The following is a 23,399-nucleotide window of genomic DNA, read 5'->3' as shown; positions in this document are numbered from 1 at the left end:
GCAGGCTGCGATCTTTTGATCTTTCTTTACCGGGTCAACCCTTGAGGAACGCCAGCAGATCAGCGTTGAGCTGGTCCTTGTGGGTATCCGTCAAGCCATGGGGTGCGCCTGGGTAAATCTTGAGCGTAGCGCCCTTCACCAGCTTCGCCGAGGCGATACCCGCCGCTTCGATCGGCACCACCTGGTCGGCGTCGCCATGCACCACCAGGGTCGGCACATCGAACTTCTTAAGGTCTTCAGTGAAGTCAGTTTGCGAAAACGCCTTGATGCAGTCATAGGCGTTCTTGTGACCGGCCATCATGCCCTGCAGCCAGAACCAGTCGATCATCCCTTGAGAGGGCTTGGCATCGGGTTTGTTGAAGCCAAAAAACGGGCCGCTGGCGAGGTCCTTGTACAGCTGCGAACGGTCCGCCAGCGAGGCTTGGCGAATGCCGTCGAACACTTCGATGGGCAGGCCGCCGGGGTTGGCGTCGGTCCTGAGCATCAACGGCGGGACAGCGGAAATCAGCCCGGCCTTGGCCACACGGCCAGTGCCATGGCGACCGATGTAGCGCGCCACTTCGCCGCCACCGGTGGAGAAGCCAAACAACACGGCGTCTTTCAAGTCGAGCAGCTCGATCAACTGCGCCAGGTCATCGGCGTAGGTGTCCATGTCGTTGCCGGTCCAGGGTTGGCTGGAGCGGCCATGGCCACGGCGATCATGGGCGATGACCCGGTAGCCTTGGTCGGCGAGGAAAATCATCTGCGACTCCCAACTGTCGGCACTCAGCGGCCAACCGTGGCTGAAGACGATGGGCTGACCGCTGCCCCAATCCTTGTAGTAAATCTGGGTACCGTCGCGGGTGGTGAATGTGCTCATGTGGCGTGCTCCTTTACTTGGGGTTGTTGTGAATCAATCCGGTGCGCGACCCATGCGAGCGGCCAGCCGCGCCACCCGCTCGCCCAGGTGTGCAGCGGTGCAGCGATCTTCGGCCGGCGGGGCCTGCTCGGGAGACTGTTCGACATTCGACTGGGCCATGGCACCCAGCGAGCTGCCGAGGCGATTGAGTTGTCCGTCGAACACGCCCGTGGCAGAGCGAGCGGGCAACAGGTCGAGACCGACCCAGATCATCGAATGCTGGGCAGCGAAGACCGCCATTTGCAGCAGGGTGTTGAGCTTGTCGCCGCACAGGCAGCCGGAATTGGTGAACCCGGCCGCCAGCTTGTCGCGCCAAGGCTGCGCCAGGTAAAACGACGCCGTGGCTTCCATGAAGCCTTTGAACGCCGCCGAGGCGCTGCCCATGTAGGTCGGGGCACCAAAAATGATCGCGTCGGCGTGGTGCAGGTGATCCCAGTGTTCGTCCACCGCCTCGACCGGAACCAGCTGGCAGCGACTACCCGGGCACCGTTCCACACCCTGGGCCACAGCTTCGGCCATGACCCGTGTATGCCCGTAGCCACTGTGATAGACCACCACCACGTTGCTCATTTCGATGTCCTTGCGCTGGTTTGAATCCCTGTAGGAGCTGCCGAAGGCTGCGAACTTTTGATGTTTTCAAGATCAAAAGATCGCAGCCTTCGGCAGCTCCTACACGGAGTTTTGGGCTTAGATGGGAGGCACGACGAGTTAAACGTTGTTAATTTTCCATGACACGCACAGAGCGCCGATCACCCTTTTGTCAGCACGCCCCCCAATGAAGACGGGAGCCAGCTAAGGTCCGATGGACGCGGCAGTCGAATCAGGCACCGCGCAGTCATCCGGCCAGCACATTGCGTGGATGAAAAAACCTGAGGAGTATGCTCGCAAACCGCGAGTTAGACGGATGCAGCCAGGAGTGAGCGTTGACCCTTTCCCTTGAACAGGCCGTGCATTTCGGCCCCTATAGAATTTACCCCGGACAACGTCTGGTGATGGAGGCCGACCAGCCGCTGCGCCTGGGCCGTCGGGCCATGGACATCCTGTTGATCCTGCTGGAACACGCCGGGAACGTGGTCAGCAAACAGCAACTGATGGCGCAAGTCTGGCCCAACAGCGTGGTGGAAGAGATCAACCTGCGGGTGCACATGGCGGCCTTGCGCAAGGCCCTGGGTGACGGTCAGGCCGGCCAGCGCTACATCATCACCGTGGCCCAGCGCGGCTACAGTTTTGTCGCGCCCTATTCGGTTGAACGAGTCGAGAAGCCCGCAAGCGACAGCCAGCCATCGAGCGAACACAACCTGCCCCTGCGCCGCACCCGCCCGATCGGCCGTCAGACACTGGTCGATCACCTGGTGGCGCAGCTGCCGCGCCAGCGTTTCATCACCCTGATCGGCCCCGGCGGCATCGGCAAAACCACCGTGGCCCTGCGCGTGGCCGAACAGCTGATTGGTCGCTACCGTGACGGCATACGCTTGCTGGACCTGGCACCCATCAACGACCCCTTGATGATCAGCGGTCACCTGGCCGCGCTGCTGGGCCTGTCTCTGCACGACATGCAGCCGCTGAACAGCCTTGCCCTGTTCCTGCGCGAACGGCAGATGCTGCTGGTCATCGATAACTGCGAACACTTGATCGACAGCGTGGCCCTGCTCTGCGAGAGCCTGCTGCGTGGCGCACCGCAGGTCCACATCCTGGCCACCAGCCGCGAGAGCCTGCGGGCCGAAGGCGAATTCGTCCAGCGCCTGGATTCGCTGGACTGCCCTCCTCCGATCGCCGTGCTGGACCGCGCCCAGGCACTGAGCTTTTCCGCACTGCAATTGTTCGCCGAGCGCGCCATGGCCAGCCACGACAGCTTCGAACTGAGCGATGCCGAATTGCCGCTGTTGATCGAAATTTGCCGTCGCCTGGACGGCATTCCGCTGGCCCTGGAACTGGCGGCTGCGCAAGTCGCCAGCCTTGGCCTGGGCGGCTTGCTTGCGCAATTGCAAAACAGTTTTGGCCTGCTCACCCACAGCAGTCAGACGACCCTGGGCCGCCATCAAACCTTGCGCGCCACACTGGATTGGAGCTTCGAACTGCTCAGCGCCTGCGAGCAAACCTGCTTGCGGCGCCTGAGCATTTTCCGTGGCGGCTTTACCCTGGCATCGGCAGCGGCGGTGATCGTCGGCGAGCACATCGATCCCGACAAGGTGTTTGGCTCAATCACGCAATTGGTGGCCAAATCCCTGCTGAGCGTGGACGTCGGCGACGAAGAGGTTTTCTACCGTCTGCTCGACACCACTCGCCACTATGCCCTGGAAAAACTCGAGCAGGCCGGCGAATTGCCCGGCACCCGTGAACGGCACGCCGAACGTTGCCTGGCCGTGATGCAACAGGCGCAGAACGATTGGGAGAAAACGCCAACCGCTCTGTGGATCGAGCGGTATGCGCGCAGCCTGGAAGATGTCCGTGCGGCCCTTGATTGGGGCCTGAATGCGCAAGGCCCGACGACCCTGGCGATCCGTTTGACGGCGACATCCACACCGCTCTGGCAGGAACTGTCGCTGCTCAAGGAGCACGGTGGTTATGTGCGCAAGGCCCTGGCCTTGCTCAATGCCGCCTCCGAACCCTGCGCGCACCTGGCAATGACCTTGAAGCTGGCCCTTGGCAGTGCCTGTTATCACGTTCAGGGTGGCAGCGCGGAAACCATCGGTGCCTTTGTCACCGCCAGAACCCTGGCCCGCCAGTGCAATGATGTGGTCGGAGAGTTGCGCGCCGTGTCCGGACACATGGCGGTCAACCTCAGTTGCGGCCATTACCGGATGGCCCTGGAGCAGAGCCAGCAATTCGACCGGTTGGGTGTGCACGGCGATCCGCTGCTGTCTTTGAGCACCCACCGCTTGCGGGTGTTGGCCCTGCACTTTTCCGGCGATCAATCACGGGCGCGGATGGATGCCGAAGAGGTGATCCAGCGCATGGCCCATAGCGGCCACCTCAACCGTTTCACCCATGGCTTCGGCGTGCAGTACGACCAGAGCGTCGCCTCCCTGACCATTCTGGCGCGTATCCTCTGGCTACAGGGTGAACCGGAACAAGCCTGGCGCACGGCAAGGCAGGCACTGGACATCGCCCTGCAGATCAACCACGGCACCTCCATCTGCTACACCCTGGCGCTCGCTGGGTGCCTGATCGCCCACTACAACGGCGACGCCCAGACGGCTCGCGACTTGCTGCGCCTGCTGCTGGAGCAGGCACAGAAGCACTCGGTGGTGCTGTTTTACACTTGGGCACAGCACTATGCGCGGGTCATCGACAGTACCGATGCGCAGCCATCGCAACGTTCGGATGTGGGTTTGATCAAGGAGATTATGGTCACCCTGGACACTGCGTTCGTCGATGACGACTTGCTACAACGCGCCGACAGCGGTGCGGCGGGCTGGAGCACCGCGGAGATTCTGCGGGCCCGTGCCGATACGCTGTTGGCCGCCGATTGTCCGGTCAAGCATGGCACTGCCGAATCGGTGCTGATCAAGGCGCTCGACGTGGCCAAAGCCCAGGGCGCACTGGCCTGGGAACTGCGCAGCGCCACCTCCCTGGCACGGCTCTGGCAACGTCAGGGCCGGTATCGGCAAGCCCATGACCTGTTGATGCCGATCTTCCAGCGTTTCACCGAGGGGCATGCCACGCCGGACCTGATTGCCGTGCGTGGCTTACTCGATGAGCTGCAGAAGCGTTTGGTAGTCTGACAAACGATGGTGGCGAGGGGATTTATCCCCGCTCGACTGCGAAGCAGACGTAATCCGGACCATTCAATCTATTTGAAAGGACGCCGGGGCCGCTTCGCGTCCCAACGGGGATAAATCCCCTCGCCACAGGGTTTCATGCATGCCGGAATATTGCCTCGGTATTCCCGTTAAGTTCGAGTTTTTCCAAGGCATAGCGGCGGGTGGTGTTGAGGAAGCGGTAACGGGTCATACCTTGGGTCTGTTCCCGTGACAACAGCGATTTGAGCGCCAGGCTTTCCAAGACTTTGGACAGATTAGCGGGCAGCAGCGTGTCGCAACTGACCACGCCCAACGCCGCGTCCAGGGTAAACGCCGACTTGAACACCGCCAGGCGCTGCAACACGGTTTGTTCCAGCGGGCTCAACCGCTCGTAGCTCCAGTCGAGAGCGGCCTCGAGGGTTTGGTGCCTGGGAACTGCCGTGCGTCGCCCTTGGGTCAGCAGTTGAAAACAGTTATCCAATTGCGCTTGCAGGCCCACCAGCGCCAATGCATCGATCTGCGCCGCCGCCAGTTCGATCGCCAGGGGCAATCCATCGAGCCGTCGACAGATGTCGCGCACCGCCCGAAGGTCCTGTTCGCGCAGGGCAAACCCTTGCTGACAGGCCCGCGCACGGCTGACGAGCAACTGCACCGCCGAATACCCCATGATTTCATCGACACTGCGCAACGCCGACGCTGGAGGCACCACCAGCGGTGGCAACGTTATCAGTGTTTCACCGGTGGCCAGCAGCGGCTCGCGACTGGTGATCAGGATCGATAGATGCGGGTTTGATATCAGCAACGCTTCGACCAGGGTTCGGCAACGTTCCAGCCAGTGCTCGCAGTTATCTAAAATCAGCAGTGCATGCCGTTGACCCAGCGCTTGCGCGGTGGCGCCGGTGTCCAGTTCCAGGGCGCGCGCCAAGTGATCTTCAACCTGCGCCGAGTCGTCAATCGTGGCCAGATCCACCCGCCACACCCCATCGCGATAATGCTGCAACAACAACTCGGCAACCCGCAGGGCCACCATGGTCTTGCCGATACCGCCCGGCCCGACAAGGGTCATGCAGCGTCGCACCGGCAACTGTCGCACCAGGCTGCCCACTACCGCATCGCGTCCAATGACGGGCATCAATCGTGCGGGCAGGTTGTGTCGGGGTGCAGGCAGGTTTTCGAGCAAGATCGGGGGGCGCACCGATGCCTGCCGCACAGGCGCGACAAAGCTGTAACCGCGCTCGGGGATGTTGACGATGTAACAGTGCCCGCCCTGCCCGTCGCGAAAGGCCCGGCGCAGTGCGGCAATGTGCACCCGCAGGTTGATTTCCTCGACCACTGACCTGGGCCACACCTGCGCGATGATTTCGTTTTTGCTGATCACCGAGCCCGCGTGCTCGACCAGTACCTGCAGGATATCCAGGGCCCGACCGCCCAGACGCAGCGGCTGGTCGCCTTCCAGCACCAGTCGCTGATTGAGGTGGAACGCGTAGGGACCGAAGCGCAGCACCGTGTCGCTGTGTATGTCTCTGAGGCTGTTCATGCACCTTCACCCACCGTTAGCCTGCCCTGCACACATCCAGGCTATCTTGGCAGGCCTCGATGACGGTACAACCGTCACGGGGGGAGCGTCACGGCCATTACGGTGCGCATGACGGCCATGGCATCAACTGAATTGCTCGCGGTACTGGGTCGGGGTTAGGCCGAGCTTTTCACCGAACAGAAAACGCATGTGCCGCACACTGCCGAATCCACTCTTGAAGGCCACGGTTTTGAGTGGCAACTCAGTGGTTTCCAGCAGGTTCCTGGCGCAATCGATACGGGCGTTTTGCAGAAACTCCATGGGGGTCATGCCCGTTTCACGGACAAAGACCCTGGCGAAGTGGCGCGGGCTCATGGTGGCCAAGCCTGCCATGCGTTCGATGCTGAAGGCTTCTTCGAGATGTTCGAGCACGTGATTTTGCAACCGGGTAATCGCCGTTTCCTGGGGCGCCACCGCCGCCATCAACGGACTGAACTGCGCCTGGCCGCCCTGGCGCTTCATCACCACCAGCAACACCTTGGCCACGTCCTGAGCGACTTTCTTGCCATGGTCCTGGGCAACCACTGACAGCGCCAGGTCAATGCCGGCCGTGACGCCCCCGGATGTGATGAGGTGGCGGTCCTGGACGAATATCCGGTCAGTCTCGACGCTCGCCTTGGGGAAGGCCTTGATCAGGCGTTCGGTGTAGTGCCAGTGAGTGGTCACGCGATAGCCGTCGATCAACCCGGCATGCCCCAATACAAAGGCGCCGGTACAGATCGAGCCATAAGCCTTCGAGCGACTGACGTTGTACTTGAGCCAGTCAAGCAACGGCGGATGTTTTTCGTTGTAGGCACCGGGACCACCGGGCACCAGCAGCAAATCAAAACCGTCGCAGGCCTGCTCGATCGACACGTCGGCGTGCACGCTCACGCCATTGGACGCCCGTAGCGCACCGGGCTCTGTGCCGATGGTCGTCAGCACGTAATGGTCGTCTGGCTTGAGATACCGATTGGCAATGGAAAACACCTCCATGGGCCCAGCCATGTCGAGCAGGAGGAAGTTGGGGAACAGCACCATAGCCACGGTTTTCATGGGTTCAAAATCACTCAGGTTTAAAAAACACCAAACCCTGTAGGAGCCGAGCTTGCTCGCGATAGCGGACTCACAGTCACTATGTCTGTTGAATGTCAGGCCGCTATCGCGAGCAAGCTCGGCTCCTACGGGTTAGGTGTCCGGCGTAGCCATGCATTATGGCGGAGTGTGAAGTCAGCGTCGTTCTCGCATGACTGTCAACCTTAATGAGACAGTATTTCAATTTTCATCTACTTATTGCACCACTCAGTAACCATTAACCTTCTCCTCACTCGGACGAATTCACGTCCTCACAGGAGATTCCATCATGCTGACCCTTCGCAAGGCTTCTGATCGTGGCATGGCCAACCATGGCTGGTTGAAGTCGTTTCATACGTTCTCCTTCGCCAACTATCGCAACCCCAAAGAACAGGGTTTTTCCGACCTGCTGGTGATCAACGATGACCGCGTGGCTGCCGGTAAAGGTTTCGGCCAGCACCCGCACCGCGACATGGAAATTTTCTCCTATGTGCTCGAGGGCGCTCTGGAACACAAGGACACCTTGGGCACAGGCTCAGTGATCCGTCCCGGCGATGTGCAGTTGATGAGCGCTGGCAGTGGCGTGGCGCACAGTGAATTCAACCACTCGGACAAACACCCGGTGCACTTCCTGCAAATCTGGATCGTGCCGGAAGTCAGCGGTGCCAAGCCGCGTTATCAACAGGAACATTTCAGCCCGCAGAAAAAACGCGGCCGCCTGCAACTGATCATTTCCCCCGACGGCGCCAAGGGTTCGTTGAAGGTGCGCCAGGATGCACGGGTGTATGCCGGTCTGATCGACGGCCAGGAAAGCGCCACCCTGGAGCTGGCCGCCCATCGCTACGCTTACGTGCATGTGGCACGGGGCAGTGTCGAACTCAACGGCCAGCGCTTGCAGGAAGGCGACGGTGTACGGGTTCGCGAAGAGCAGGTGTTGACCTTGAGCAACGGCGTGGATGCTGAGGTGCTGGTGTTCGATCTGCGAGCGCAAGAATTGCCGCAAATGCCTTGATCAACAGATCGCAGCCTCGCTTCGCTCGACAACTCCTACAGGTGCTAGCCGATCCCTGTAGGAGTTGTCGAGCGAAGCGAGGCTGCGATCTTTTATTCACCGGTGCCAGAAAAACCCGCGACAATCTCATCGATCACCGCCCGCACCCGGGCGGTGTGCCGCAGGTCGGCGTGGGTCACCAGCCATACGTCATAGGGCATCGGTCGGGAGCGCTCCGGCCACAGCCTGACCAGCCCGTCCTTCTCCCCCACGTACACCGGAATTTCGCCGATGCCGATCCCTGCGGCGATGGATCGACGTACCAACATGCTGGAACTCAGGCTCGAAACAATCCGTCCACGCCCCAGCGGTTCACTGACCAGCGTCATGTCCTTGTTCGCCTGTAGATACGGCTGATAAACCACAAGGTCATGCCCTTCGAACGCCGATCCCGGCTGCGGTACACCGTGGGCATCGACGTACGCCTGCGAAGCAAACAAACCCACCGGCCAACGGGCGATGCGCCGGGCGATCAGGTCCGGGTTATCCGGTCGGGTATTGCGCACGGCGATGTCGGCTTCGCGTTTGGCCAGGCTGAGAAACTGTGTCGAAGCGTCGAGTTGCACCCGTACATCAGGATGCTGCTGATGCAAACGGGCAATGGCCGGAATCAGGAAGTCGATGGCCAGGGAGTCGGTCGTGGTGACCCGCACGGTGCCGGTCAACCGATCATCGAGACCTTGTATCCGCCGCTCCAGCTCCAGCGCCGAATGCTCCATTTTCTCCACCGCGCGCATCGCCGCCTCCCCCACGGCTGTCAGCGCGTAGCCTTCGGAGGTGCGCAGAAACAGTGTCGCGCTCAATGACTTTTCCAGCGCCACAATCCGCCGACCAACCGTGGCCTGATCCACCCCCAATACCCGTGCGGCACCTCGTAGCGTCGACTCTCGGCAGACTGCGAGAAACACCCGTGCGTCATCCCAATTCATGGTCTCTCCCGACTGATGCACTTATGCATCACTCTCATGCGAACTCGCTGCATTATTGCACTTTAAAAGATCGTTATAGTCCAGGCATGAGGCATCACATCCAGCACCTAAGTGCCTGACACGCCGCTTTCGCGGGCAAGTCCACTCCCACAGTTATTGAACTCACTTTTAAAGGTACCCAACATGACACTGCCCCACACCATGACTCACATCGAAATCACCCAACCCGGCGCCCCCGACGTCCTGCAACCGCGCCAGGTGCCCGTGCCCACGGCGGGCGTCGGTGAAGTGCTGATTCGCGTGCGCGCCGCCGGGGTCAACCGACCCGATGTGCTGCAACGTGCTGGCAAATACCCGATGAAACCCGGCATGAACCCGATTCCGGGGCTGGAAGTGGCCGGTGACGTGGTCGCCGTCGGTGCCGGTGTCAGCGACTTCGTTGTCGGCGACAAGGTGTGTGCGCTGACCAATGGCGGCGGCTATGCGCAGTATTGCGCGGTCCCGGCCAGTCAGACCCTGCTTATCCCCGAAGGCCTGGACTGGGTCCAGGCGGCGGCAATTCCGGAAACTTTCTTCACTGTGTGGGCCAACCTGTTCGAGATGGGGGGTGCCCGAAAAGGCCAGCGGGCCTTGATTCATGGCGGCACCAGTGGCATTGGTACCACGGCGTTGATGCTCTGCCGCGAGTTTGGCGTCGAGGCCTTTGCCACGGCGGGCAGTGAAGAAAAGTGCGCGGTGATTCGCCAACTGGGCGCCGAAGCGATCAACTATCGCGATCAGGATTTCGCCGGGGTCATCGCCGAAAAAACGGCTGGCCAGGGTGTCGATGTGGTGCTCGACATCATGGGTGGTTCGTACCTGAACGGTAACGTCACCGCCCTGGCCCTCGAGGGTCGGCTGGTGATGCTGGGCTTTCTGGGGGGCGCGATTGCCAGGGAAGTCGATCTGCTGGCGATCATGGCCAAGCGCGCAATCGTCACCGGTTCGCTGTTGCGCTCACGTACACGGGAAGAAAAAGCCGAGATCGCACAGCAATTGCGTGAACACGTGTGGCCGGTGCTGGCAGCCGGTCGTTGCCTGCCGATGATCGACAAGGTCTATTCGCTGAGTGAAGCGTCGCAGGCCCATGCGCGGATGGAAGCGGGTGATCATGTGGGCAAGATTGTTCTGAGCGTTGATTGATCTCATATTTTTTGGGGTGTACGCAAAACCCGCAAACAACCCTTAACCCTGTGGGAGCGTGGCTTGCCCGCGAAAGCAATGTGTCAGGCGCGATCAATGTTGGCTGATACACCGCTTTCGCGGGCAAGCCTCGCTTCTACAGGGGGCTGTGCCTAAGCCGAGGATTGGGGTGCGTGTTTAGAATGCGGGTTGTCGAATTTTTCCCTGCCCTGTGCACGCATCTGTTAAAACGCGGGCTTCATGTCCGTGCCGGTGAACCACCCGATGCCCACTGCCCTTCTCGCTCGTCTGCGCCGACGCTGGCTGCCGCTACTGTGCATGGCTGTGCTGGTCGTCGGCTTGCCGGTCAGTTGCGGCGCGCTCAAGTACAAGGAGCGCGAGTTGCTGTTTCGCATCGAACCGGGCACCGCGAGCTGGTATCGCGGTTTGCCCTCGGACGTTCAGGAGTTCGATATCCCGTCCGCCAACTTCAAGGCTGGGCAAAACCTGCACGCTTGGTGGTGGCCCGCAGCCCGTCGTGACGCGCCGTCGATCCTTTATCTGCACGGTGTGCGCTGGAACCTCACCGGCCAGGCGTTTCGCATCGAACAATTGCGGGCCATGGGCTATTCGGTACTGGCCATCGATTACCGCGGATTTGGCCAGAGCAAGGGCGATTTGCCGTCGGAAGCCAGCGTCTATACAGACGCCAGGGCCGCCTGGGAACGCTTCATCACGATGCAACCTGACCCCGAAAAACGCCTGATCTACGGCCACTCACTGGGTGGCGCCGTGGCCATCGACCTCGCGGCAGACCTGGCCGCCGAGGCCAAAAAGGCCCATGTGGCGGTACCCGTGCGCGGTCTGGTGATCGAATCCACGTTCACCTCCCTCGGCGATGCGGTGGCGCAAGTGGCCGGCGACAACCTGCCCGTCAACTGGCTGCCGGTGCGCTGGCTGCTGTCGCAGAAATTCGACTCCATCGACAAGATCGTCGACATCGACATGCCGCTGCTGGTGGTCCATGGCCTGGCCGATCCGTTCATGCCCTCGCGATTCAGCCAACAACTGTTCAATGCCGCCAACCCGCCCAAGCGCCTGCTGCTGATCCCTGGCGGGACGCATAACAACAGCATGAGCCTGGGCGGGAGCCAGTATCGCCAGGCGCTCGATGGGTTGATGAAGGCTAAACCGCAGATCGCCGGACCAACGGTTTCACCGGGGGCACAGGACTCCTGAAGGCGTACTTATCTGTTGCGCCGCCGCGGCTTCTCAGACTCTTTTCTTGAAGGTGGAGGGCCCAGTGGAATCACCAGCCCTGGGGGAGGAGGACCGCCATTAATCCAGTCCTCCATTAGCCGCCTCAGTTCAGGCGGCATCTCTTGCGGTGCCCTGCTTGTCATTTGATTACCCTATTGTTTTGAGGAATTCGACCCACTGTACTTTTGAAACATCGATCACTATGACCTCTGCCCCCGTGTGAAACCGCTGACCTGTATCTTCGATCCAGTGAGGGTGCTCGAGTACGAACTGCCCTCTTCCAGGCTCGGCAGGCCATTCAATCGGCCAACCAAACAGCCGTTTACCATCGACCAGATGCAGCACGACATGCCTCGGCCGCGTTGAAAAAGCGCTGTACCACTCGCAAGGATATGAAGATTGCCTCGTTATTTTCAGCCTGCGCAGGAGGGCGTGAAGCTTGTCGCTGCTGGCAATGTGACAGGAAAGAAACCCCATCAAGACCGCAATCACTGCTGACCATAGGGTTTCTGATTTCCTGTCCCACAAACCGACTGAAAAAAAGCGTTCACCGGTAACCACCAGCAACGCCCCCATCCCCACAACCAGCGACTGGATCACGAAGGTAAAAATCAGCGCCTGAACGATTTGCCCAAAGGTGTCTGGCCGTTTGAAAGCGGTCAGTGAGTAAAAAATCCATGCGGCTAAAAAACCCGGGATCAAATACTGGAGTAACGGAATCACTTCCTTGATCAAATCGTCCATGCCAGTTTTCAATCCATTGAAAGCTTCGATTCGGGACAAAGAAATACCCCACCTCGCCGCCTCATTCCATGAGTTGCTTTGCCCCCCTCGTCACAAAACATTTCAAGGTTGTAGGCTAGGAATTCACGCGCAAACCTCAGGGAAAAATCCTACAAACACTTAATCGAAGACCCACGTTATCTACGACTGAAACCTCGCCCGATACCGCCCTGGGCTCTCCCCCGTCCACTTCTTGAACGCCCGATGAAACGCGCTCGGCTCCTGAAAACCCAATTGCTCGGCGATGTCGCTGATACTCGCCCGGCTCTGGCGTAATTGTTCAAAGGCCACGGCGCGTCGGACTTCGTCTTTGATCTCCTGATAGGAACAACCTTCACGTTCCAGCTTGCGGCGGAAGGTGCTGGGGCTCAGGTGTTGTTCGAGGGCGAAGGCTTGCAAGGTCGGCCAGAGGCTGTAATCGCAGTTGCGCAGGCGCTGATACACCTGCGACGCCAGGCCGTGCTGATTACGGAAACGGATGACCAGCCACTGCGGCGCCGTGCGCAAAAACACCTTGAGCGACGCCAAGTCCTGAACCACTGGCAGGCGCAAATAGTGACTGGCGAACTCGATTTCCGTGCGGTCGGCGCCAAAGGTCAGGTTCGGCCCCCAGAGCAAGCGGTCATCGCTGAGCGATACCCGCTCGTGGCGAAAGTCCGCGCGGTCGATGGGTATGCGTCGGCCACCCAACCAGCACAGCAGACTGATCATCAATACCAGAAACGTCTCTTCGCCAAATCGACCGACGTCATCGTTTGCCGCGCGACCGTCCAGGCTGATGATCGCGCGCTTGCCGCGCACGGTCAGCGTGCCACGAAAATCGTGAAGGAACAGGGCGAAGTTGGCCAGGCATTGGCGCATGGCCTTGTGAAGATCGGGTTCCTGGATCAATGCACGACAAATCAGGGCGAAGGCGCCCGGCGGCATGCCGTGGGAGTCGAGCCTGAAGAACTCGTCGTTCAGTTCGCGGATCTGAATCAGCCATAACGCCGCAAAGGCATTGGCCGGTACCCGCGCGGTGGGTTGCTGCATCAGTTGCGGATCGATACCGGCCTGTTCCAGCACCGCACGCACTCGCTGCGGATCATTGCCCAGCCCGTGGATCATCGCCTGCACGAAATAGGCGGCCACCGAGTCCTTTTCCCGCATGTGAACGCTACGCTCCCCATCATTTGAAATGGCAAAAAACACCAGAACCGTTGAACAGTTTCGGCATGGAACAACCGCCCTGCCGGCTCTAGACTCGCGGCAATAGTACGCCTTCGGCCGCCACTACGGCCAAGGTATCGCAGGGTTTGAGCGAAAGGACGGCAACAATGAATCTGCAACACATTGGCGTGATCGGCGCCGGCACCATGGGCAACGGTATTGCGCAAGTCTGCGCCCTGGCCGGTTTCAGCGTGACCTTGATCGACATTTCCGATAGCGCATTGCAAAAAGCCGTCGCCACCGTGGGCAAAAACCTCGATCGCCAGGTTGCCAAGGAAACCCTGACACCCGAGCAAAAACTCGCGGCCCTCGACAAGATCCGCACCAGCACCGATTACAGCAGCCTGGACAACGCGCAACTGGTAATCGAAGCCGCCACCGAAAACCTCGAGCTGAAACTGCGGGTGTTGCAACAGATCGCCGCGCAGGTCAGCACCGACTGCGTGATCGCGTCCAACACTTCATCGCTGTCGATCACCCAGCTCGCCGCCAGCGTCAGCCAGCCTGAGCGTTTTATCGGCCTGCATTTCTTCAACCCGGTGCCCGTGATGGGCCTGATCGAAGTCATTCGCGGCCTGCAAACCAGCGATGCCACCCACGCCCTGGCGCTGGACATGGCGAGCGCATTGGGCAAAACCGCGATCACCGCCGGCAACCGCCCAGGGTTCGTGGTCAACCGGATTCTGGTGCCGATGATCAACGAAGCGATTCTGGTGTTCCAGGAAGGCCTGGCCAGTGCCGAAGACATCGACGCTGGCATGCGCCTGGGCTGCAATCAGCCAATCGGCCCGCTGGCCCTGGCGGATCTGATTGGCCTCGACACGCTGCTGGCGATCATGGAAGCCTTCTACGACGGCTTCAACGACAGCAAATACCGCCCGGCTCCCCTGCTCAAGGAAATGGTGGCCGCCGGTTATCTGGGACGCAAAACGGGGCGCGGCTTCCATGCCTATGCCTGAGCGCTGCTCGCGTTTCGCCGAGTACCGGGACAAGGTGCTGGAGTTGTTCGCCAGCAAGGGTTTCGGCCAGGTCGGCATGCGTGAGCTCGCCACGTGCCTGGGGCTTTCCCCAGGCTCGCTGTATCACCATTACCCGAGCAAACAGCACTTGCTGCTCGACCTGATCGAGGAGTTCTACGAAGAGCTGTTGGCCACCCTGGGGCGCATCGAACAAAAGGCCCCCGCCAAACGCGATCGACTCAACAGCCTGATCCGCGCGCACCTGAATCTGCACCGCGACATGCCCTGGCATTTTCGCCTGGTAGAACGCGACAGCAGCTGCCTGAATGAAGAGCAACAGGCACGGGTTCGACAGCTGCGCGAGCAGTACGAACGCCGGTTGCTGATGATGCTCGGTGCCCGATCCCGTTTCAGCGACCCGAGCTTTCTGGCGGCGGGCCATGCCATCGCTGCATTGCTCAACAACGCCCCCAGTTGGTTGACCGCTCATCCGCTGGACGAGCAGGAGCAAGACAATCTGCTGGAAAGCATGCTCAGCGGCGCCATCGAGCGGGTGCTCGCGCCCCGTCGTGCAACCGAGGCAATAAGCCTTGCCCGGCCTATCGAAAAAACATCTAAAAAAACCCCGGTCCCCATCGCGATTTAGCGCTTTGCTTGCCCAGTCGATGTATCCCTTCAACGACTGGGAGCCTAATCATGAAAATCAATCCCTACCTCATCTTCAACGGTGACTGCAAAGCGGCGTTCACCTTCTATGCCGAATGCCTCAAGGGTCAGATCGAAGCCATGCTGACCTTCGGTGAAACACCCGCCGGCGAGCATGTACCCAAGGACCTGCACAACCTGATCATCCACACACGTCTTGCAGTGGGCGACCAGGCCATCATGGGTTCGGACACCACGCCCGACCGCCCCACCGAAGACATGAACGGCTGTTCGATTTCGTTGAACGTCGACAGCATTGCCGAGGCGGAACGGGTGTTCGCGGCACTCTCGGAAGGCGGCAATGTGCAAATGCCGTTGGACACCACGTTCTGGGCCGCACGCTTCGGCATGCTGGTCGACCGCTTTGGCGTGTCATGGATGGTCAACTGCGAAAAGGACCAGTGAACCTAATACTGTAGGAGCAGAGCTTGCTCGCGATGGACTAAAGAACACCACGGTGATTCAGACAGCACGCGTTTTCGTTGACGTCCATCGCGAGCAAGCTCTGCTCCTACAAAAACATCACACGCCTGAAACAGCCCAACCAGAACAAATTGGGCTGTCTGGCAACTCCCCGACCGTCTGCTACCGTCAAGATGCCATCCCCCCGTCGCAGCGGATCGTCCGGAGGACCCCACCATGCCTGCGTCCTGGTCTACCCATGTCAAATTATCGCTGCTGGCGGGCGGCCTCGCTGCCACCCTGCTCACCCTCAGTGGTTGCGCCAGCGTCGATGCCCATACCACCGCCTACGTCGGCGTCGAACACCCCGCGCCAACCCTGCCCAGCGAAGTTCAAGTACTGCGGTCCGAGCCGCTTCGTCCGCACATTCGCCTGGGTGAAGTGCTGATCGATGCCAGCGTCGACCCTGCCCCACCGATTACCGAAGTCGAGCAAAAACTGCGCGAGGAATCCGCCAAACTGGGGGGCGATGCCGTGGTGGTGGTCTTTGACCATATCGGACGAGTGGGCACCTACGTCAACGGCCCGCTATGGGCGCGTGACGCCAGAGCCATCGAGGGCCGCAAGCTCAAAGGGATAGTCATCAAGTATCGGTCGTAGCTGCCCTTCCTTGTAGGAGCGAAGCTTGCTCGCGATGCAAGTCCAAACACCGCCATCATTCTGACAGTACGCGTTTTCGTTGACGTCCATCGCGAGCAAGCTCTGCTCCTACAGGTTGAGCGGTGCAGTACAACCTTTCGTCGCAAACCAAACCCCGCGGCACAATACCCAGCCATGCTTGGCGTACGGCTTGCAAAGGCCGGGCGTGGCAGCCCCAGAACGACATAATTCTGACACGGCAGCACTTCAAACTAACGCTTAAGGACTCCAGCAGCACGCTTGGTCAGTCATCGGAGATGTATCGTGTCAACTCTCAATGAAATCGCAGCGAACCACGCGAGAATGGCCAAGGCAAAGGAAGATGAGGCCACGTTGAGTGAGCGACAGCTTCAGATTGTGGGCAGCTTTGAAATGCCGTCCCCGGATAATCAGCAACAGGTTCCGCTGCACTTGATCACGGCGGCGCAAGACAGTCTTGCCGGACTGGCCGCGGCCTATTGAAGTTCAGGATTCGCCAAGTGCGACCTGTCGGTAGTGGCGTGGAGTAAAGCCGGTCAAGGTCTTGAACTGGCGAGTGAACGCACTGTGGTCGGTGTAGCCGCACTGCAGTGCACCTCGGTGAGACGCGCCGATTGAAATTGCGCACGAATGTAGTCATCTACCGCCAAGCGCTGATAAGCCGGATGCGTTTCGCTGTCCGACTGCAACCAAACCAATGATTTCTCCCTTGCGGCTGTACAGCGCTCGCTTGTGCATCAGGCACCAACCCGGCTCCCGACTGCCGTACAAGTGCAGTTCCAGTTGATCCTCCAGGACAAAACCCTGCTCCAGGACTCTCCGATCTTGCTCGGTATAACCAGGCCCCAACTGTGCCGGAAATACCTCGGCACTGGTCTTTCCGAGAGACAAAGCTCTGCCAAAATTAAAGAACATCGCCACAGGGATAAACCGCACCGTTTTCTGCCGCATTGGAGCCTCCAGTGTTCAAAACCGCCGTGGGATCGAGCGTGAAGCACTTCGCCGCCAACACCGTCGGCCGGGATATTGCGGTCGGCGATATTCACGGCCACTTCACAAGGCTTCAGGCTGCACTGGATACCGTCGGGTTCGATCCTGCGGTTGATCGTCTGTTCAGTGTCGGCGACCTGGTAGACCGTGGGCCTGAATCGCTGGATGTCGACGAATGGCTCCTGCGCAAAACCTGGTTCCATGCCGTGCGTGGCAACCACGAGCAGATGACCCTGGACTCCCATGCCGCCGGCCACACCGGCAGTCAATTCAGCCTGCACTTCATCAACGGTGGCACGTGGTTCTACGGGCTACCCGCCATCGAACAAGACTTCTACACCAGTCTCCTTCAGCAATTGCCGCTGGTGATCGAAGTCGAGACTCCACGAGGCCTGATCGGCATCGTGCATGCCGACCTCCCGCCGGGAAGCTGGGGAGACATGAAGAGAGCGCTTTGTGGGACAGCGATAGAGGTCGATCACGCTACGGCCATGCTGCTTTGGTCACGCAAGCGACTGGCCGACGAAAACCGCGAAGGGGTCGAGGGCGTGCGGGCCGTTGTCGTGGGCCATACGCCGCTCAAGCAGCCGGCCGTACTCGGCAATGTCTACCACATCGATACCGCGGGCTGGTTGAATGGCTACTTCACGCTGCTGGATCTGGCCACGCTTGAATGCCTGTCGCCAATTGACCCGGGTTTCAACGCTTGAACGGATAAGCGAAACGAGGGCCAGAACAGGCCCTCGCGGTGTGCAGTCAATGTCAGCGTTTGAGTTTGCGCTTGTTGCGGTATTGGTCGATGACCACTGCCACCACAATGATCAAGCCCTTGATGATGTCCTGGATGTAGGCATCGACCCCGACGAACGTGAAGCCGCTGGCCATCACCCCGAGGATCAGTGCGCCGATGACCGTGCCGGTGATGCGCCCCACCCCGCCCGCCAGGCTGGTGCCGCCGATGACCGCCGCGGCAATCGCATCCAGCTCATAGGACATGCCCATCCCGGCCTGCCCGGTGGCGGCACGGGCCGAAGCCACCACGCCCGCCAGCCCCGCCAGCAACCCGGCGATGCTGTAGACGATGACCAGATGGCGCTTGACGTTAATGCCAGACGTGCGTGCCGCCTGCATGTTGCCACCGATGGCGTAGGTGTATTTGCCGTACTTGGTGTAACGCAGCGCGATGTGAAAGATCACCGCCACCACCAGGAAAATAATCACCGGCATCGCGCCGTGACCGATGGCCGTGTAGGAGTCCGAGAGCATGCTCACCGGCTGGCCTTCGGTGTAGTAGCGCGCCAGGCCGCGAGCCGAGACCATCATGCCCAGGGTGGCAATGAACGGCGGAATCCCGGTGATGGCAATGATGCTGCCGTTAATCGCCCCCGCCAGCAACCCGACGCCGAGCCCGGCAATCACCGGGATCCACACCGGCAAGTCTGTCAACGACGGGAATACCGCCCGGGCGAAATCCGAGGTCTGCGCCAGGCTGGCGGCAATCATTGCCGACAGCGCCAGCACCGAGCCCGACGACAGATCGATGCCGGTGGTGATAATCACCTGTGTCACGCCAATTGCCAGCAGGCCGATGATCGACACTTGCAGGATCATCAAGACCAATCGCTGGGAATTCATCAGGAAGCTCTGGTCGCGCACGATCCAGCCGAACACTTCGAACACCAGGCCGATGCCGATCAGCACCAGGAAGATGCTCAGCTCGGTCGGAAAGCGCCGGCGACTCTTGACCGGTGCCGTTGCCGGTTTGTTTTCCAGTATCGCGTTCATAACCACCCACCCTTCAAATGAAATCCGTATGGCCAAGCCGCTTGCTTGTGGAGAGGGAGCTTGCCTGTGGCGAGGGAGCTTGCTCCCGTTAAACTGCACAGCAGTCCCATTCTTTCAGGGCCGCTTCGCAGCCCAGCGGGAGCAAGCTCCCTCGCCACAAAAAATCTCCTTTGTCACAAATAAGCTCCTTTGCCACAAATAAGCTCCTTTGCCACAGAAACTTTGCTCACCCTTGACTTAATGAACCGCGGACATGCCCGAGGCCAGTTGCATCACGCGCTCCTGGGTCGCTTCGCTGCGGTCGAGGGTGCCCATCAGGTCGCCCTCGTGCATGACCATCACCCGGTCGCTCATGCCGAGCACTTCCGGCAGCTCCGAAGAAATCATGATCACCGCCATGCCTTCGCTGGCGAGGTAGGCGATGAGCCGGTAAATCTCGGCCTTGGCGCCGACATCGATGCCGCGGGTCGGCTCGTCGAGAATCAGGATTCGCGGGTTGGTCATCAGCCAGCGTGCCAGCAAGGCTTTCTGCTGGTTGCCACCGGACAGGGTGTCGATGCATTGCTCCAGCGACGGTGTTTTCACCCGCAGTTTCTTGCACATGTCCTCGCACAACGCGCGCAGGGCTTTCTGTTGGATGAAGCCGTTGCCGACGTAATGGGGCAACACCGCCATTTCCATGTTTTCCAGCACAGACAGGCACGGGAAAAGACCACTGAGCTTGCGATCTTCGGTCAGCAGCGCGAAGCCCTTCTCGATCGCCATGTGCGGATCGCTGATGCGCACCACCTCGCCGTCGAGCCGGATCTCGCCGCTGTCACTTGGCGTGATGCCGAAAATCGCCTCGGCGACATTGGTCCGCCCCGACCCCATCAAGCCGGCGATGCCGAGGATCTCCCCGGCATGCAGATCGAAGGAGACGTCCTTGAAAATACCGTCCAGCTTGAGGTCGCGCACCGACAGCAGCAAATCGCCAATCGGCTTCTCGCGCACCGGGAACAACTGGCTCAGTTCGCGGCCCACCATCATCGAGATCAGGCTGTCACCGTCCATGCTGTCTGCCCGTTGCAGGCCGATGTAGGCGCCGTCGCGGAACACTGCCACTTCATCGGCGATGCTGAACACTTCGTTCATTTTGTGGGTGATGTAGATGATGCCTTTGCCCTGGCTTTTCAGGTCGGCAATGATCGAAAACAGGTGTGCGACTTCCTTCTCGGTGATGGCCGAGGTCGGCTCGTCCATGATCAGAATGTCAGAGTCGTAGGACACAGCCTTGGCGATCTCGACCATCTGCCGTTCGGCGATGCTCAGGTTGCCGACCAGCTCTTCAGGGTCGAGATTGATCCGCAGGCGTTCCAGCAGTTTCGCCGTGCAGCGGTGCATTTCCCGGTGGTCGATCATATGGAAGCCGTTGAGCTGCTCGCGGCCGATCCAGATGTTTTCGGCGATGCTCATGTGCGGCATCAGGTTGAGTTCCTGGTGGATCATCGCGATCCCGGACTGGAGTGCCGCCAGGGGTGTTTCGAAGACCACCGGCTTGCCCCGCAGGCGCAGCTCGCCGGCATCCGGCTGGTAAATGCCGGCGATGATTTTCATCAGGGTGGATTTGCCGGCGCCGTTTTCCCCCATCAGCGCCAGTACGGAACCGGGACGCACCCGCAGCTGTACGTCGGACAGGGCCACCACACCGGGAAAGCCCTTGCTGACGTTGATGATCTCCAGCAGGTACGGCTCATCGACAGGTGTTTCGGTTGGCTGGATACCCACGATCGGGGTGCTCGAAGCAGTCGCTGAAGCGAACATGATCACGTACTCCATCAGCAAGGTCGCGTCGCAACCTTGCGTGCTTATTGTTGTTATGGAACGGACGGACTATTTGAACTGGTCAACGTTTTGCAATGTGATCAAGCGATACGGGATCCACACGGCCTGCTCGACCGGCTCGTTCTTGGCCATTTTCACGGCAGTGTCGATCGAGCCATCGGCCTGACCCTTGGCGTCCTGGAACACCGAGACGAGCAAGGAGCCCTTCTTCACCGCATTCAAGCCGTCGGGCGTGCCATCGACACCGGCGATCAATACGCTGCCTTTATCAACGCCGGCCTGTTGCAGGGCCATGGCCGCGCCAATCGCCATCTCGTCGTTGTTGGAAACGACCGCATCGAATTTGCGGCCCTGGGTCAGCCAGTCGTTGACCAGCGTCATGCCTTTGTCCCGCAGCCAGATGCCCGTCTGCTCTTGCTCGATCTTGATGTTCGGGTACTTGGCCAGCACCTCTTTGACGCCCTTGGTGCGGTTGGTGGTGGAGTTGTTGGCCAGGTCACCGAGCAGAATCACGATGTCGCCCTTGCCGCCCATTTTTTCAGCCAGGTACTGCATCTGCATCTGACCGGCTTCCAGATCGTTGGAGGCGACAGTGACCACGCCCTTGGGCAGGTTCAGGTCATCGGGACGGCGATTGACATACACCAGTGGAATGCCGGCCTTAACCGCCGCTTCGGTGATTTTTTTGGTGGCGGCGGTATCCACCGGGTTGACCACGATGGCATCGACTTTCTGGCTGATGAAGCTTTCGACCTGGCTCAGTTGCTTGACCACATCGCTGCGGGCGTCTTCGAACTGCAGCTGGACACCATCAGGATAAGACTTGGCTTTGACGTCCATGGATTCACGCAGGTAGGTCAGCCAGGTGTCATCGAACTGGGACATGCTGACGCCGATTTTCATATCGGCGAGTGCGGCACCGCTGGCAAGCATCAGGGACAAGGTGAGTGAGGCGAAACGGATCTTGTTCTTCATGAAAGGTCTTTCTCCACATTCTTGTTGGTTTTATGGATAAGGCGTGACGATTTCAGTAAGCAGACAAGCAGTAAAAGCGTTTAAGCAATGTGCGAGGCAGTTCGCTGGAAATGACTTTATTGGAAAATTTTTTCCACATCAATCATTTTTAGAATTTTTTTCTAATTTTGTTCCATGGCTCTTAAACGGCTCCAAGGTCACCACTTGATGACGTTCAAAACTGAGCCGCGCAGCGTCTAGCACGCGGGTGGTCGCCAGCGCATCACGGGCTTCGACCGGCAGTGGGCCGCCGCTGTGCAATGCGCTTTGCAGTTGCAAATAGAACTGGTTCCAGCAACCTCGCTCGGACGGCACCCGCTCGCGCACTTCACCCTGCTCGAACCAGCCCCAGCGCCGATGTTCTTCGACGCCCCAGCGCTCGCCCTCGGATTTGGGCGTGAGCCCGGCGAGGGCCGAGGCCTCCTGTCCGTCCAGGCCATCGACGCTGTAGCAGCCCTGGGTGCCGGTCACGCGAAAACGCGGGCCGGGGGTGTTTTGCAGGCAGCTGCCGCCCAAGTGTGAAATCACGCCGTTGGCATGGGTCAGGGACATGAAGAAGCCGCTATCGAAGGTCTGGCCTTTTTCGGCGTAATGCAGTTCGGCATACACCTGGCTGACCGGTCCGAACAAGAGCAGTGCCTGATCCACCAAATGACTGCCCAGGTCGCGCAGGAAACCGCCGCCGCTGCCATTGTTCACTGACGACGGGGAGAAGCGTTCGATCCGCGATTCGAAACGGGTGACCTGACCCAGCGCACCGGATTCAATGAGCTTGCGCACGGTGAGAAAATCCGAGTCCCAGCGCCGGTTCTGGTAAACACTCAGTGGCACGCCCTGACGCTCGGCCATGGTGATCAGGGTTTGCGCCTGCTGCCAATCGGCGGCGAAGGGTTTGTCGCTGACCACCGCCACGCCGTGTTCGATGGCGTCGAGCACCAGGGCCGGGCGACCTTTGAGCGGCGTGGACACTACCAGCACATCAACCCCGGCCTCAACCAGTTGGCCAATGCTGTCGAAGGCCGGCACGCCGGGATGCTCCGCCGCCAGCAGTTGCCGACGCTCGGTGGAACAGGTCACCACGCCCACGAAGGTCGCTGCGGGCAAACTGCTGATCAGCGGAGCATGAAAAAACCGTCCGCCATGGCCGTAACCGACAAGTCCGATACGCATAGTTTTTTCCTATTTTCACAAGGCCCCGTAGGAGCGTCATGCTGTTCATTTAAGAGATAGATCGCGCAAGCAATTACCTGTGGCGAGCGAGCTTGCTCGCGATGGGGCGCGAAGCGACCCCAAAAAATGGGACTGCTACGCAGTCCAGCGGGAGCAAGCTCCCTCGCCACAGCTACAGTGATTGTTCTTAAGTGAACAGCATTACCGTA

21 protein-coding genes and 1 pseudogene are annotated in these 23,399 nt (G+C 60.0%); 10 read left to right on the top strand and 12 right to left on the bottom strand.

Annotated features, from left to right (window positions below; translation table 11 throughout):
* Positions 1-34 precede the first annotated feature (34 nt).
* Together ABTV22_RS10560 and ABTV22_RS10555 are read right to left on the bottom strand one after the other, a co-directional pair.
* Positions 35-859, bottom strand: a complete 825-nt coding sequence (locus ABTV22_RS10560; RefSeq protein WP_433739964.1) for an alpha/beta fold hydrolase — start codon at positions 857-859, stop codon at positions 35-37.
* 33 nt (positions 860-892) lie between these two features.
* On the bottom strand, positions 893-1,468 hold the full coding sequence (locus ABTV22_RS10555) for a flavodoxin family protein (protein ID WP_433739962.1): 576 nt from the start codon (positions 1,466-1,468) through the stop codon (positions 893-895).
* A gap of 353 nt (positions 1,469-1,821) precedes the next feature.
* Here ABTV22_RS10555 and ABTV22_RS10550 point away from each other — a divergent pair, with 353 nt between their 5' ends.
* Positions 1,822-4,623: an ATP-binding protein gene (locus ABTV22_RS10550; RefSeq protein WP_433739960.1), complete on the top strand. Its 2,802-nt coding sequence runs from the start codon at positions 1,822-1,824 to the stop codon at positions 4,621-4,623.
* A gap of 133 nt (positions 4,624-4,756) precedes the next feature.
* Here ABTV22_RS10550 and ABTV22_RS10545 read toward each other — a convergent pair whose 3' ends face one another.
* Positions 4,757-6,178 (bottom strand): ATP-binding protein, encoded by a 1,422-nt coding sequence (locus ABTV22_RS10545; RefSeq protein ID WP_433739958.1) that lies wholly within the window; start codon positions 6,176-6,178, stop codon positions 4,757-4,759.
* Positions 6,179-6,301: 123 nt separating this feature from the next.
* Positions 6,302-7,252, bottom strand: a complete 951-nt coding sequence (locus ABTV22_RS10540; RefSeq protein ID WP_433739957.1) for a GlxA family transcriptional regulator — start codon at positions 7,250-7,252, stop codon at positions 6,302-6,304.
* Positions 7,253-7,559: 307 nt separating this feature from the next.
* On the opposite strand from ABTV22_RS10540, the gene ABTV22_RS10535 reads away from it, so the two are divergent.
* Positions 7,560-8,282 (top strand): pirin family protein, encoded by a 723-nt coding sequence (locus ABTV22_RS10535; protein ID WP_433739955.1) that lies wholly within the window; start codon positions 7,560-7,562, stop codon positions 8,280-8,282.
* Positions 8,283-8,374: 92 nt separating this feature from the next.
* On the opposite strand, the gene ABTV22_RS10530 is transcribed toward ABTV22_RS10535, so the two are convergent.
* On the bottom strand, positions 8,375-9,250 hold the full coding sequence (locus ABTV22_RS10530) for a LysR family transcriptional regulator (protein ID WP_433739954.1): 876 nt from the start codon (positions 9,248-9,250) through the stop codon (positions 8,375-8,377).
* 183 nt (positions 9,251-9,433) lie between these two features.
* Here ABTV22_RS10530 and ABTV22_RS10525 point away from each other — a divergent pair, with 183 nt between their 5' ends.
* Together ABTV22_RS10525 and ABTV22_RS10520 are read left to right on the top strand one after the other, a co-directional pair.
* Positions 9,434-10,432: an NAD(P)H-quinone oxidoreductase gene (locus ABTV22_RS10525; RefSeq protein WP_433739952.1), complete on the top strand. Its 999-nt coding sequence runs from the start codon at positions 9,434-9,436 to the stop codon at positions 10,430-10,432.
* Positions 10,433-10,696: 264 nt separating this feature from the next.
* A complete protein-coding gene (locus ABTV22_RS10520) occupies positions 10,697-11,650 on the top strand; it encodes an alpha/beta hydrolase (protein WP_433739950.1) in 954 nt (317 codons plus the stop codon).
* Positions 11,651-11,818: 168 nt separating this feature from the next.
* On the opposite strand, the gene ABTV22_RS10515 is transcribed toward ABTV22_RS10520, so the two are convergent.
* Together ABTV22_RS10515 and ABTV22_RS10510 are read right to left on the bottom strand one after the other, a co-directional pair.
* Complete coding sequence (locus ABTV22_RS10515; RefSeq protein ID WP_433739948.1) at positions 11,819-12,415, bottom strand: DUF6338 family protein; 597 nt, start codon at positions 12,413-12,415, stop codon at positions 11,819-11,821.
* Positions 12,416-12,595: 180 nt separating this feature from the next.
* Positions 12,596-13,603 (bottom strand): AraC family transcriptional regulator, encoded by a 1,008-nt coding sequence (locus ABTV22_RS10510; RefSeq protein WP_433739946.1) that lies wholly within the window; start codon positions 13,601-13,603, stop codon positions 12,596-12,598.
* 167 nt (positions 13,604-13,770) lie between these two features.
* Here ABTV22_RS10510 and ABTV22_RS10505 point away from each other — a divergent pair, with 167 nt between their 5' ends.
* The 5 genes from ABTV22_RS10505 (at position 13,771) to ABTV22_RS10485 (ending at position 16,890) form a co-directional block, all read left to right on the top strand.
* Positions 13,771-14,622: a 3-hydroxybutyryl-CoA dehydrogenase gene (locus ABTV22_RS10505; RefSeq protein ID WP_433739944.1), complete on the top strand. Its 852-nt coding sequence runs from the start codon at positions 13,771-13,773 to the stop codon at positions 14,620-14,622.
* Positions 14,609-15,268 (top strand): TetR/AcrR family transcriptional regulator, encoded by a 660-nt coding sequence (locus ABTV22_RS10500; RefSeq protein WP_433739942.1) that lies wholly within the window; start codon positions 14,609-14,611, stop codon positions 15,266-15,268. Before ABTV22_RS10505 ends, ABTV22_RS10500 begins: the two co-directional genes overlap by 14 nt.
* Before the next feature lie 50 nt (positions 15,269-15,318).
* Positions 15,319-15,732, top strand: coding sequence for a VOC family protein (locus tag ABTV22_RS10495; protein ID WP_433739940.1), 414 nt, complete (start codon positions 15,319-15,321; stop codon positions 15,730-15,732).
* Between the two features lie 234 nt (positions 15,733-15,966).
* Entirely contained in the window at positions 15,967-16,389 is a 423-nt protein-coding gene (locus tag ABTV22_RS10490; protein WP_433739938.1) for a hypothetical protein, read from the top strand.
* A gap of 303 nt (positions 16,390-16,692) precedes the next feature.
* Positions 16,693-16,890, top strand: coding sequence for a hypothetical protein (locus ABTV22_RS10485; RefSeq protein WP_433739936.1), 198 nt, complete (start codon positions 16,693-16,695; stop codon positions 16,888-16,890).
* A gap of 3 nt (positions 16,891-16,893) precedes the next feature.
* Here ABTV22_RS10485 and ABTV22_RS10480 read toward each other — a convergent pair.
* Positions 16,894-17,292 (bottom strand): annotated as a pseudogene (locus ABTV22_RS10480) (PAS domain-containing protein); the annotation flags it as partial.
* Between the two features lie 77 nt (positions 17,293-17,369).
* Here ABTV22_RS10480 and ABTV22_RS10475 point away from each other — a divergent pair.
* On the top strand, positions 17,370-18,107 hold the full coding sequence (locus ABTV22_RS10475; RefSeq protein ID WP_433739934.1) for a metallophosphoesterase: 738 nt from the start codon (positions 17,370-17,372) through the stop codon (positions 18,105-18,107).
* Between the two features lie 52 nt (positions 18,108-18,159).
* On the opposite strand, the gene ABTV22_RS10470 is transcribed toward ABTV22_RS10475, so the two are convergent.
* The 4 genes from ABTV22_RS10470 to ABTV22_RS10455 form a co-directional block, all read right to left on the bottom strand.
* A complete protein-coding gene (locus ABTV22_RS10470) occupies positions 18,160-19,182 on the bottom strand; it encodes an ABC transporter permease (RefSeq protein WP_008153855.1) in 1,023 nt (340 codons plus the stop codon).
* Between the two features lie 237 nt (positions 19,183-19,419).
* Positions 19,420-20,985 carry a sugar ABC transporter ATP-binding protein gene (locus ABTV22_RS10465; RefSeq protein ID WP_433739932.1) on the bottom strand — a complete coding sequence of 522 codons (1,566 nt, stop codon included), beginning with the start codon at positions 20,983-20,985 and terminating at the stop codon, positions 19,420-19,422.
* A 69-nt stretch (positions 20,986-21,054) separates the two neighbouring features.
* Positions 21,055-21,981, bottom strand: a complete 927-nt coding sequence (locus tag ABTV22_RS10460) for a sugar ABC transporter substrate-binding protein (protein WP_433739930.1) — start codon at positions 21,979-21,981, stop codon at positions 21,055-21,057.
* 138 nt (positions 21,982-22,119) lie between these two features.
* A complete protein-coding gene (locus ABTV22_RS10455) occupies positions 22,120-23,190 on the bottom strand; it encodes a Gfo/Idh/MocA family protein (RefSeq protein ID WP_433739928.1) in 1,071 nt (356 codons plus the stop codon).
* Between the last annotated feature and the right edge of the window lie 209 nt (positions 23,191-23,399).

This window comes from Pseudomonas putida, from assembly GCF_050990305.1.
GTDB lineage: Bacteria > Pseudomonadota > Gammaproteobacteria > Pseudomonadales > Pseudomonadaceae > Aquipseudomonas > Aquipseudomonas putida_AH.
Note: the sequence above shows the minus strand (reverse complement) of the source record. Positions and strands in the feature narration are given on the sequence as shown.